This is a genomic window from Streptomyces sp. NPDC051578 (genome assembly GCF_044454045.1).
Lineage (GTDB): Bacteria > Actinomycetota > Actinomycetes > Streptomycetales > Streptomycetaceae > Streptomyces.
This window is the reverse complement of sequence record NZ_JBITDH010000001.1, coordinates 654,783-666,691: the sequence shown is the minus strand read 5'-3', so window position 1 is coordinate 666,691 and position 11,909 is coordinate 654,783. Positions and strand designations below refer to the sequence as shown.

The 11,909-nt window shown below is 69.7% G+C and carries 8 protein-coding genes; 3 read left to right on the top strand and 5 right to left on the bottom strand.

Annotated elements, in window-relative coordinates:
* Positions 1–34: 34 nt before the first annotated feature.
* A complete protein-coding gene (locus tag ACIA6C_RS03020) occupies positions 35–1,000 on the bottom strand; it encodes a metal ABC transporter substrate-binding protein (RefSeq protein WP_399272495.1) in 966 nt (321 codons plus the stop codon).
* A 155-nt stretch (positions 1,001–1,155) separates the two neighbouring features.
* On the opposite strand from ACIA6C_RS03020, the gene ACIA6C_RS03015 reads away from it, so the two are divergent.
* Positions 1,156–2,538 carry a glycine--tRNA ligase gene (locus ACIA6C_RS03015; protein ID WP_361136596.1) on the top strand — a complete coding sequence of 461 codons (1,383 nt, stop codon included), beginning with the start codon at positions 1,156–1,158 and terminating at the stop codon, positions 2,536–2,538.
* 74 nt (positions 2,539–2,612) lie between these two features.
* Here the strand turns inward: ACIA6C_RS03015 and ACIA6C_RS03010 are convergent, their stop codons facing one another.
* The 4 genes from ACIA6C_RS03010 to ACIA6C_RS02995 form a co-directional block, all read right to left on the bottom strand.
* Entirely contained in the window at positions 2,613–3,326 is a 714-nt protein-coding gene (locus ACIA6C_RS03010; RefSeq protein ID WP_399272493.1) for a VC0807 family protein, read from the bottom strand.
* A 214-nt stretch (positions 3,327–3,540) separates the two neighbouring features.
* Positions 3,541–4,134: a TetR family transcriptional regulator gene (locus ACIA6C_RS03005; RefSeq protein WP_361136592.1), complete on the bottom strand. Its 594-nt coding sequence runs from the start codon at positions 4,132–4,134 to the stop codon at positions 3,541–3,543.
* Between the two features lie 21 nt (positions 4,135–4,155).
* Entirely contained in the window at positions 4,156–5,214 is a 1,059-nt protein-coding gene (locus ACIA6C_RS03000) for an aldo/keto reductase (protein ID WP_399272491.1), read from the bottom strand.
* 801 nt (positions 5,215–6,015) lie between these two features.
* Complete coding sequence (locus tag ACIA6C_RS02995) at positions 6,016–7,443, bottom strand: MFS transporter (RefSeq protein ID WP_361136588.1); 1,428 nt, start codon at positions 7,441–7,443, stop codon at positions 6,016–6,018.
* Between the two features lie 64 nt (positions 7,444–7,507).
* Between ACIA6C_RS02995 and dusB the strand changes: the two genes are divergently transcribed.
* Together dusB and ppdK are read left to right on the top strand one after the other, a co-directional pair.
* Positions 7,508–8,650: a tRNA dihydrouridine synthase DusB gene (dusB, locus tag ACIA6C_RS02990; RefSeq protein ID WP_399272489.1), complete on the top strand. Its 1,143-nt coding sequence runs from the start codon at positions 7,508–7,510 to the stop codon at positions 8,648–8,650.
* A gap of 376 nt (positions 8,651–9,026) precedes the next feature.
* On the top strand, positions 9,027–11,735 hold the full coding sequence (gene ppdK, locus ACIA6C_RS02985; RefSeq protein WP_366082606.1) for a pyruvate, phosphate dikinase: 2,709 nt from the start codon (positions 9,027–9,029) through the stop codon (positions 11,733–11,735).
* Positions 11,736–11,909: the final 174 nt, after the last annotated feature.

Below are 11,909 nucleotides of genomic sequence, written 5' to 3'. Positions count from 1 at the left end.
GGCATGGCTCGCGCCTCCGTTGCTGCGGGTGTCATCACTTGGCGCCGAGCGCCTTCTGCAGGTTCTTGAGGTTGGACCGCATGACCTCGAAGTAGTCGGCGCCCTGGGACGTGTCGGTGATCCCCTCAAGGGGGTCGAGGACGTCGGTCCTGAGGCCCGTGTCGGCGGCGAGGGTCTTGGCCGTCTTGTCGCTGGCCAGCCTCTCGAAGAACACCGTGGACACATTGTCCTTCTTCGCGATGGCCTGGAGGTCCTTCATCCGGGCCGGGCTGGGCTCGGACTCGGGGTCCACGCCGGAGATGCCCTCCTGGTCCAGGCCGTAGCGCTCGGCGAGGTAGCCGAAGGCGGCGTGGGTGGTGATGAAGGTCCTGGAGGCGGTGGCGCCCAGGCCGTTCTTGTACTCGGCGTCCAGGGCGGTCAGCCTGGTCAGCAGTTCGTCGGTGTTCTTCTTGTAGTCGGCCGCGTGGGCGGGGTCGGCCTTCTCCAGGACTGCGCCGACGCCCTTGGCGATCTCCGCGTACTTGTTCGGGTCGAGCCAGACGTGGGGGTCGGCGCCGGCCTCGCCGTGCTCGTGACCTTCCTCTTCGCCCTCGGCCGCGTGGTCCTGGTGGCCGGAGGTGGCGTGCTTCTCCAGCTTGGTGAGGGCGGCGGCATCGACGGTGTTCTTCACGCCGGCCTGTTCCACCGCCTTGTCGACGGCGGGCTGGAGGGTCTTGAGGTAGAGCACCACGTCGGATTCGCCGAGCCGGGCGGTCTGCTTCGGGGTGATCTCCAGGTCGTGCGGTTCGACGCCCGGCTTGGTCAGGGTGGTGACCTGCACGTGGTCCTTGCCGATCTGTTCGGCGAGGTACTGCAGCGGGTAGAACGACGCCATCACGCCGAGTCTGCCGTCCTTGCCGCCCCCCGCGGCACTGTCGCCGGAGCAGGCGGTGAGGGCCGTCGCGGCGAGGGCCACGGCTCCGGCGAGGGCGGCCGTCGGTATGAGGCGTCGTACGTTCATGACATCCATTTTCATCAAAGATGGAAACGGTTGTCAAAAACCCTGGTGGGGCGGCCCTGGCACGGCCGTTGAAGGGGGTCCCGATTTGATAGCGGGGGTGCGGGCGCCGGTAACCTAAAGGCTTCGCCGTTCGTCCTCGTAATGAAGAGAGCACCGTGGCCGCCGACAAGATCGAAACCATCGTCAGCCTGAGCAAGCGCCGTGGCTTCGTTTTCCCGTGCAGTGAGATCTACGGCGGCTCCAGGGCTGCCTGGGACTACGGTCCGCTCGGCGTCGAGCTCAAGGAAAACATCAAGCGCCAGTGGTGGAAGGCCATGGTCACCGGCCGCGAGGACATCGTCGGCCTCGACTCCTCCGTCATCCTGGCCCCCGAGGTGTGGCAGGCCTCCGGCCACGTCGCCACCTTCTCCGACCCGCTCACCGAGTGCACCTCCTGCCACAAGCGGCACCGTGCGGACCACCTGGAAGAGGCGTACGAGGCCAAGCACGGCCGTCCTCCGGCCAACGGTCTCGCCGACATCAACTGCCCCAACTGTGGTGTGAAGGGCCAGTTCACCGAGCCGAAGCAGTTCTCCGGCATGCTGGAGACCCACCTCGGCCCGACCCAGGACACCGGCTCCAAGGCGTACCTGCGCCCCGAGACCGCCCAGGGCATCTTCACCAACTTCGCCCAGGTCCAGACCACCTCGCGCAAGAAGCCCCCCTTCGGCATCGCGCAGATGGGCAAGTCCTTCCGCAACGAGATCACCCCCGGCAACTTCATCTTCCGCACCCGCGAGTTCGAGCAGATGGAGATGGAGTTCTTCGTCAAGCCGGGCGAGGACGAGCAGTGGCAGGAGTACTGGATGCAGGAGCGGTGGAACTGGTACCGCGACCTCGGCATCCGCGAGGAGAACATCCGCTGGTACGAGCACCCGAAGGAGAAGCTGTCCCACTACTCGAAGCGCACCGCCGACATCGAGTACCGCTTCAACTTCGGTGGCAACGAGTTCTCCGAGCTCGAAGGCGTGGCCAACCGCACGGACTTCGACCTCAAGGCCCACTCCGCCGCGTCCGGCCAGGACCTCTCCTACTTCGACCAGGAGGCCGGTGAGCGCTACACCCCGTACGTCATCGAGCCGGCGGCCGGTGTCAACCGCGCCATGCTCGCCTTCATGCTCGACGCGTACAACGAGGACGAGGCCCCCAACGCCAAGGGCGTCATGGAGAAGCGCACCGTCATGCGCCTCGACCCGCGCCTGGCTCCGATCAAGGTCGCCGTCCTGCCGCTGTCCCGCAACCCGCAGCTGTCGCCGAAGGCCAAGGGCCTCGCCGCCGACCTGCGCAAGAACTGGAACATCGAGTTCGACGACGCGGGCGCCATCGGCCGCCGCTACCGCCGCCAGGACGAGATCGGCACGCCGTTCTGCGTGACCGTCGACTTCGACACCCTGGACGACAACGCGGTGACCGTGCGCGAGCGCGACACCATGAAGCAGGAGCGCGTCTCCCTGGACCAGATCCAGAGCTACCTCGGCAGCCGCCTCCTCGGCTGCTAGTTCCCGCCTGAAAGACCGGTGGCCCGGCGCGCGGATCGCGCACCGGGCCACCGGTCTTTTGTCTGCCGCTGCCGTCAGGCGGCCGCTGCCCGGGCGGCGGCGGCCGCCTCCGCGGCGCGGCGTTCGCCCTCCGCCTGCGAACGCTTGCCGTAGCGCGCGGTCCACAGGGCCAGCAGGCCGAGCACCGTGTAGATCATGATCGGGCTGATGGTCACCATCGTGTCGGTGTCCAGGACGTACGTCAGGGCGACCCGCACCGCGGCCTCGGCCAGGTACCCCACACCCCAGACGGTGGTCATGACGGTCAAGGTCCGGCGGAAGCCCTCGTACTGCCACAGGCCGTTCCACCAGGCGGTGCTCTCGGGAGTGCCGTCAGTGGCGAACTTGCGGCCGAAGTAGAACATCAGCGGGCGCGGGGCGAGCAGGGTCGCCAGGCACAGCAGCCCGAACAGCCCGGTGACGCACGAGTCCTTGATCAGTAGCGCGCGGGCCGAGTGCGCGCCGACCAGCGAGACGACAGCCGTGATGACGATGAACACCAGCGTGACGATGGCGAACTCGTCGAGCTTGCGCCGCCAGGCCACGCTGATCGCGCTGTCGAGTACCGGCCAGGCGCTGCTGATCAACAGCGCGCCGAACTCGCTCCAGCCGTGGTCGTGAAGCTGGTTGTACGTGATGATCGGTGCGACCACGTTGAGACCGATGGTCAGGATCCAGCCGACCGCGGCAGCCCTGCCCGACCGGGCGGGTGGCGCCGGGCGGCTGACCTGTGGCTGCGTAGTGGACATGCTTCCCCCTGAGAAATACCTGATGATGTGTTCGGGGGGAACCTAGGCCAGGCGTGCGGCCCGCGACAGGGCCCCCCGGCCAAATGATCACCAAGTCCGTGCGGAATGAGCCAGTCCGGCGCAGGGGGCGCGGGTGGGCGGCTACGCCCCGGCGTCCGGGGGCCGGGCGGGCCGGGTGGTACGGGGGCGAGTCAGGGGCGTGGCCAGGGGCTGGTCAGGCCCGCAGGCCGCGGATGACCAGCGAGGTGACCGCCTCGAACTCCGCGATGATCGTGGGCGAGAGCCAGTCGGCCGCGTACTGCGGATCATGGAAGCGTCCGGTGGCGTCGAACACCGCGCGGGCGGCGGCCGGTACGTCCTCCGCGGCCAGCGTCCCGTCCGCCACACCCTCTGCGATGATCCGGGTCAACTGTCCGATCAGCTCGCTGAGATGGTGATCCACCACCCCGCTGCTCTCGGCCAGCAGCACCGTGTACGTGGCGAACAGCTCCGGGTCGTCGCCCGCCTTGTGCCGCTTGGCTTCGAAGAGTGCCTCCAGCCAGGCCTCCAACTTGGAGGGCGCCGAGGCGGTGGGCGCCGAGGCGATCTCCTCCAGCTGTACGACGCTCTTGGCGAGCCAGCGGTCGGTAACGGCTTCGCGCAGCGCCGCCTTCGAGGGGAAGTGCCGGTACACGCTGCCGTGGCTGACGCCCAGCGCGCGCGCCACGTCCACCACGGTCGCCTTGGTCGGGCCGAAGCGGCGCAGCACTTCCTCGGTGGTTTCGAGGATGCGCTCGGGGGTCAGGGGTTCGGCAGCAGCGGAGGGCATGAGTACGACCGTACCGCCAGGTCAGCGCTCGCTGTCCAGATGGGCCATCTGCTCCGCCGGGTAACGCTCGCCGGCCACGGCCCCCGCGGGTATCGCCGCCTCGATGGCGGCCACATCGGCAGGGGTCAGCTCCACGTCCAGGGCACCCAGTGCTTCCTCCAGCCGGTCCCGGCGCCGGGCGCCCACCAGCGGCACGATGTCGACCTGGTGCTCCCTGCCCTGCGCGAGCACCCAGGCTATGGCGGTCTGGGCGACACTCACGCCCTGCTCCTGCGCCACCTTGCGGAGCGCCTCCACCAGATCGAGGTTCCGGTCGAGGTTCTCGCCCTGGAAGCGGGGGCTCATGCCGCGGAAGTCACCCGGGGCCAGCTGCCGGTCACGGCTGAAATGGCCGCTGATCAGGCCTCGGGACAGCACCCCGTACGCGGTGATGCCTATGCCGAGCTCGTGAGCGGTCGGCAGGATCTCGGCCTCGATGCCGCGCGACAGCAGCGAGTACTCGATCTGGAGATCCGCGATCGGGGCGACCGCGGCGGCCCGGCGCAGGGTGTCCGCGCCGACCTCCGAAAGGCCGATGTGCCGCACGTGCCCGGCCTGGACCGCCTCGGCGATGGCGCCGACCGTCTCCTCGATCGGCACCGCCGGGTCCAGGCGGGCGATCCGGTAGATGTCGATGTGCTCCCGCCCGAGGCGCTGGAGCGAGTAGGCGAGGAAGTTCTTCACGGCCTCGGGCCGGCCGTCGACCCCGGTGAAGCCGCCCTCGACCGTCCGCAGGGCGCCGAACTTCACGCTGGTCAGTGCCCGCTCTCGCAGCGCGGCGGGCGCGCTGCGCAGGGCCTCGTTGATCAGCAGCTCGTTGTGGCCCATGCCGTAGAAGTCGCCGGTGTCGAGCAGGGCGTCCACGCCGTCGGGGACGGCGTCGAGGTAGGCGTGGATGGTGGCGATCGACTCGGCGCGATCGCTCTCGCCGTACAGCGCGGACATGCCCATGCAGCCGAGGCCGATCGGGAAGACGGCAGGGCCGGTGGTGCCGAGGGTCGTCGTGGTGGTGGTCGTCGGTGTGGTCTCGTTCGTCGTCATGGAACGAGAATGGCATGACGAGTGACAGATTTCAATATCTGTCACTCGTCAGTGTTGCGGGGCGGGCGCCGGAGTCGTCCGGCTGCCAGGGTCTGCGCGACCGGCGGCGGGCCGCTGCCGGGGCTCCGCCGACCGGCGGGCGGGCGCGCTGGTCAGCCCCCCCTCGGGCGGGAGGGCGAAAGGACCGGCCGACGGGGACCCCAGGCTGACGCCGGGGGAGGTGTCCGGGCTCGTGCTGTCGGGTGCCGCTGGTGGGCTTCGCCTGTACCGGGTGCCGGGCGGTACGGGGCTTGGGGTTGTCGGCAACGTGGCGCCCGGCGCAGGGGCCGGCCCCGGCGAGCGGGACGGGGCCGCGTCGCACCGCTCGGCGGGGCTGGGGACTCGGGCCGTCGCCGTAGTGACGGTGACGGTCGATGGTGGCGGCCCCGGCGGGGCAGTTCGCGTCGCGCGCTCAACGCGCGCCCAGGGCTGTCGGGCCGGGATCGGGGCGGTGACGGGGCCGGTCCGCGTCGCACCGCTGGGATCAGACGGGCTGTGGGGGCCCGGGCCGTGGTAGGGGGTGGCGGGGACGGTGGCGCCACCCGATCGCGCCGCTCAGCGGCGTGTGAGCACCGGGGCCGACACGGTCCCCGGGGCGACGGGACGTTCCGGAACGCTCAGCGGCGCGGTTCGGGCCGTCGCAGTGGTGCGGAGGAGAGCCCCTTGCAGGCGGCCGAGGCGAGCGCGATCCGGCCCGGTACGTGATCACCGGCCGGGGTCGGGGCCGGAGCCGGGGTCGCGGCCGCCGTGGTGCCGGCGGTGCTACTTGCGCGACAGGACGGCCTCGTTCAGGGCGTCGGCCGTGCGGGTGGCCGTTTGCCGGGCCCAGTGGCCCGTCGTGGCGAGGCCCGTCGCCAGGACCAGGACCCCGCACACCGTGATGATCCACCAGGCCGGCCGCGCCGCGGCGACGAAGCCGACGCCCTGCGCCAGGCCGGCCGCCAGCACCGCGCCGATCACCGCCACCCCCAGCGTCCCCCCGGTCTGCCGGCTGGTCGACGCCACCGCTGCCGCCACCCCCGCCTGGGCGCGCGGCATCCCGGACACCGCCGTATTGGTGATCGGCGCGTTGACCATGCCGAAGCCGAGCCCGAACAGCACGTACCCGGCGAACATCAGCGGGTCCGACCCCTCCGCCGCGAACGCCGCGAACAGCAGCCCGCTCAGCCCCATCGCCACCCCCGCGATCACCAGCGGCAACCGCGGCCCCACCGCGCCGACCAGCCGCCCCGACAGCGGCGCGCACAGGAAGGCCGGAGCCGCCATCGGCAGCATGTACAGCCCGGCGTGCAGCGCGTCCAGACCCCGTACCTCCTGGAGGTAGAGGGTGTTCAGGAACAGGAACCCCGACAGCGAGGCGAAGGCGCTCACCGCGATCACCGTCGCCCCGCTGAACGGCGCGCTGCGGAAGAACCGCGGGTCGATCAGCGGCTCCGGCCGCCGAGGCTCGTACGTCAGCAGCCCCGCCAGGGCCGCCACCGCGAGCGCCGCGCAGCCGAGCACGGCCGGCGAACTCCAGCCGGCCGACGGCGCCTCGATGATCCCGTACGTCACCGACCCGAGCAGCGCCACGACCAGCAGCTGTCCCACCGGGTCCGGGCGGCGCGGGTGGTCGGCCCGAGACTCGGGGACGTAGCGCAGGGTCAGGGCGAGGGCGGCCAGCCCGACGGGGAGGTTGAGCCAGAAGATGGACCGCCAGCCGACGGAGTCCACCAGCAGGCCGCCGACCAGCGGACCGGCGGCCATCGAGATGCCGACGACCCCGCCCCAGACGCCGATGGCGCGGGCGCGCTCCTTGGGGTCCGTGAACGTGTTGGTGATGATCGACATGGCCACCGGGTTGAGCATCGAGCCACCCACCGCCTGGATCATCCGGAACGCGATCAGCCACTCCAGGCTCGGTGCCAGCGAACACAGCACGGAGCCCGCCGTGAAGACGACGAGGCCGGTGCTGAACACCTTCCGGCGTCCGATCCGGTCTCCCGTGGACCCCGCCAGCATCAGGAGCGAGGCCAGGACCAGCGTGTAGGCGTCGATCGTCCACTGCATGCCGGCCACCGAGGCGTGCAACTCCCGACGCATGGAGGGGAGGGCGACGTTCAGAACGGTGGTGTCCAGGCTCACGATCAGCAGGCTCATGCAGCAGATCGCCAGCACGAGGCTGCGTCGCCTGGGGCTCAGGGTTCGCATGACTCCGATAGTACGCCTAACTAATGAACTGCGGGACGGTGCCAGGCTGGGCGACAATGGGGGGATGACCACGCTCCCCCCGCCCCTCGCGATCGGCCCGCACACCGTGCAGCCCCCGGTGGTGCTCGCACCCATGGCCGGTATCACCAACGCCCCGTTCCGCACCCTGTGCCGCGAGTTCAGCGGCGGCAAGGGGCTGTTCGTCAGCGAGATGATCACGACGCGCGCCCTGGTCGAGCGCAACGAGAAGACCATGCAGCTGATCCACTTCGACGAGACCGAGAAGCCCCGCTCGATCCAGCTGTACGGAGTCGACCCCACGACGGTCGGCAAGGCGGTCCGCATGATCGTCGAAGAGGACCGCGCCGACCACATCGACCTCAACTTCGGCTGCCCGGTCCCCAAGGTCACCCGCAAGGGCGGCGGCTCCGCCCTGCCCTACAAGAGGAACCTGCTGCGCGCGATCCTGCGCGAGGCCGTGGCCGGCGCCGGCGACCTGCCCGTCACGATGAAGATGCGCAAGGGCATCAACGACGAGCACCTCACCTACCTCGACGCCGGCCGGATCGCCGTCGAGGAGGGCGCCACCGCCATCGCCCTGCACGGGCGCACCACCGCCCAGCACTACGGCGGCACCGCCGACTGGGACGCCATCGCGCGCCTCAAGGAGCACGTGCCGGAGATCCCGGTGCTCGGCAACGGCGACATCTGGTGCGCCGAGGACGCGCTGCGCATGGTCCGCGAGACCGGCTGTGACGGAGTGGTCGTGGGGCGCGGCTGCCTGGGGCGGCCGTGGCTGTTCAATGACCTGGTCGCGGCCTTCGAGGGGCGTCCCGAGGACTTCCACAAGCCGACGCTGCGCGAGGTGGCGGCCACCATGCACCGGCACGCCCAGCTGCTGGGGGAGTGGATCGGCGACGAGGCGCGCGGGGTGATCGACTTCCGTAAGCACGTGGCCTGGTACCTCAAGGGATTCTCCGTGGGATCCGAGATGCGCCAGAAGCTGGCGGTGACCTCTTCCCTCGCCGAACTGGACGCTCATCTGAGCGAGCTGGACCTGGACCAGCCCTGGCCGGACAGCGCGGACGGCCCGCGCGGCCGGACGTCCGGAAACAACCGGGTTGTCCTGCCCGAGGGCTGGTTGAAGGATCCGTACGACTGCGCCGGCATCAGCGAGGACGCTGAGCTGGACACCTCCGGAGGCTGACAGCAGCCGACAAATCGCCCTCGGTGTAGCGTGATATACGCCACGCATGGGAGAGGTTTCGCTCAGATGAGCAGTTAAGTCACGGGTAAGACTTTCAAAGGGTGGCACTGGGTGCCATCCTTTGTTCGTTCAAGACTTGAACGCAAATGTATCGATGATCGCTCATCCGAGCGGGAACAGGCCTCAGGAGCCCCTTCACCCTTCGGGATGTGAACGCTCATCGCCCGTCGGCATTACTTATCGGTTACTTTCGATTGGCTGGCACACGGGTGGTTACAGCCTCATGACGCCTAAGTGGACATACCCAGACGCCTTCGATCTGGGTATGTTCCTGGCCGTCAGGGCAGCCACCCGAGTCCTCGAGGAGTCGAGACCCGTGTCGGAAAACAAAGATCAGAAGTTCGTCTACGACTTCACCGAGGGAAACCGCGACCTCAAGGACCTTCTCGGCGGCAAGGGAGCCAACCTCGCCGAGATGACCAACCTTGGTCTCCCGGTGCCTCCCGGCTTCACCATCACCACCGAGGCCTGCAAGGTCTACCTCGAAAGCGGCGAGGCCCCGGCCGCGCTGCGCGACGAGGTCAGCGCCCACCTGGCGGCCCTCGAAGAGAAGATGGGCAAGAAGCTCGGCCAGTCGGACGACCCGCTGCTGGTCTCCGTTCGCTCCGGCGCCAAGTTCTCGATGCCCGGCATGATGGACACCGTCCTCAACATCGGCCTCTCCGACGAGTCCGTGGCCGGCCTCGCCGCCCAGGCCGGCGACGAGCGGTTCGCGTGGGACTCCTACCGCCGCCTGATCCAGATGTTCGGCAAGACCGTCCTCGGCGTGGACGGCGAGCTCTTCGAGGACGCCCTCGACGAGGCCAAGGCCGCCAAGAAGGTCACCGTCGACACCGACCTCGACGCCGCCGACCTCAAGAAGCTGGTCAAGGCCTTCAAGAAGATCGTCGCGAAGGAGGCCGGCCGCGAGTTCCCGCAGGACGCCCGCGACCAGATGGACCTCGCCGTCGAGGCGGTCTTCAACTCCTGGAACACCGACCGCGCCAAGCTCTACCGCCGCCAGGAGCGCATCCCCGGCGACCTGGGCACCGCCGTCAACATCTGCTCCATGGTCTTCGGCAACCTCGGCCCGGACTCCGGCACGGGCGTCGCCTTCACCCGTGACCCCGCCACCGGCCACCAGGGCGTCTACGGCGACTACCTGCAGAACGCCCAGGGCGAGGACGTCGTCGCGGGCATCCGCAACACCGTCCCGCTGGCGGACCTGGAGACCATCGACAAGGCCTCCTACGACCAGCTCATGACGATCATGGAGACGCTGGAGACCCACTACAAGGACCTCTGCGACATCGAGTTCACGATCGAGCGCGGTCAGCTGTGGATGCTCCAGACCCGTGTCGGCAAGCGCACCGCCGGCGCCGCCTTCCGCATCGCCACCCAGCTCGTCGACCAGGGCCTGATCGACGAGGCCGAGGCCCTCCAGCGCGTCAACGGCGCCCAGCTGGCGCAGCTGATGTTCCCGCGCTTCGACGAGTCCGCCAAGACCACCATGCTCGGCCGCGGCATCGCCGCCTCCCCGGGCGCGGCGGTCGGCAAGGCCGTCTTCGACTCGTACACGGCCGTCAAGTGGTCCCGTTCCGGCGAGAAGGTCATCCTGATCCGCCGCGAGACCAACCCGGACGACCTGGACGGCATGATCGCCGCTGAGGGCATCCTGACCTCCCGCGGCGGCAAGACCTCGCACGCCGCCGTCGTCGCCCGCGGCATGGGCAAGACCTGCGTCTGCGGCGCCGAGGACCTCGAAGTCGACACCAAGCGCCGCCGCATGACGGTCGGCGGGACGGTCGTCGAAGAGGGCGACGTCGTCTCCATCGACGGCTCCACCGGCAAGGTCTACCTCGGCGAGGTACCCGTCGTACCGTCCCCCGTGGTCGAGTACTTCGAGGGCCGCATGCACGCCGGGGCCGACGACGCCGACGAGCTGGTCGCCGCCGTGCACCGGATCATGGCGTACGCGGACCGCGTCCGCCGGCTGCGGGTGCGCGCCAACGCCGACAACGCCGAGGACGCCTCGCGCGCCCGCCGTTTCGGCGCCCAGGGCATCGGCCTGTGCCGCACCGAGCACATGTTCCTCGGTGAGCGCCGCGAGATGGTCGAGCGCCTGATCCTGGCCGACACCGACGACGAGCGCGAATCGGCACTCAGTGCCCTCCTCCCGCTGCAGAAGAAGGACTTCGTCGAGCTGTTCGAGGCGATGGACGGGCTGCCCGTCACCGTCCGCCTGCTCGACCCGCCGCTGCACGAGTTCCTGCCCGACATCACCGAGCTGTCGGTGCGCGTCGCCCTCGCCGAGTCCCGCAAGGACGCCAACGAGAACGACCTGCGCCTGCTCCAGGCCGTGCACAAGCTGCACGAGCAGAACCCGATGCTGGGTCTGCGCGGCGTCCGCCTCGGCCTGGTCATCCCCGGTCTGTTCGCCATGCAGGTCCGGGCGATCGCCGAGGCCGCGGCCGAGCGCAAGAACGCCAAGGGCGACCCGCGCGCCGAGATCATGATCCCGCTCGTGGGCACCGTCCAGGAGCTGGAGATCGTCCGCGACGAGGCCGACCTGGTCATCGCCGAGGTCGAGGCCGCCACCGGCACCAGCCTCAAGCTGACCATCGGCACGATGATCGAGCTGCCGCGCGCCGCGCTGACCGCCGGCCAGATCGCCGAGGCCGCGCAGTTCTTCTCCTTCGGTACGAACGACCTGACCCAGACGGTGTGGGGCTTCTCCCGCGACGACGTCGAGGCCAGCTTCTTCACCGCGTACCTGGAGAAGGGCATCTTCGGTGTCTCGCCCTTCGAGACCATCGACAAGGACGGTGTCGGCTCGCTGGTCCGCAGCGCGGTCGAGGCCGGCCGGGCCACCCGTCCCGACCTCAAGCTCGGCGTCTGCGGCGAGCACGGCGGCGACCCCGAGTCGGTGCACTTCTTCCACGAGGTCGGTCTCGACTACGTCTCCTGCTCGCCGTTCCGGATTCCGGTGGCGCGTCTGGAGGCCGGCCGCGCGGCCGCCGAGTCGAAGGGCTCCGACAGCCGCTGAGCCCCCCCGTGCCGGGTTCCGGCGCGGCTCGGCCGGGCACGAACCCGGCCGGGCGGCACCGGTTCCTGAGGCTGCGCCCTGCTTCCGGTTTCCCTGACCCCCGGAAGCGGGCGCAGCCTGCTTTGCGTTTAAGGCCCGTATTCAACCAAGTCGCCTTTACGGCACCAGGCGGTG

Coding starts and splice junctions, on each gene's coding strand:
- ACIA6C_RS03000 (WP_399272491.1), bottom strand. CDS start 5,214: ATGACGACGAACGAGACCACACCGACGACCACCACCACGACGACCCTC.
- ACIA6C_RS03010 (WP_399272493.1), bottom strand. CDS start 3,326: ATGTCCACTACGCAGCCACAGGTCAGCCGCCCGGCGCCACCCGCCCGG.
- ACIA6C_RS03020 (WP_399272495.1), bottom strand. CDS start 1,000: ATGAACGTACGACGCCTCATACCGACGGCCGCCCTCGCCGGAGCCGTG.
- dusB (WP_399272489.1), top strand. CDS start 7,508: ATGACCACGCTCCCCCCGCCCCTCGCGATCGGCCCGCACACCGTGCAG.
- ACIA6C_RS02995 (WP_361136588.1), bottom strand. CDS start 7,443: ATGCGAACCCTGAGCCCCAGGCGACGCAGCCTCGTGCTGGCGATCTGC.
- ACIA6C_RS03005 (WP_361136592.1), bottom strand. CDS start 4,134: ATGCCCTCCGCTGCTGCCGAACCCCTGACCCCCGAGCGCATCCTCGAA.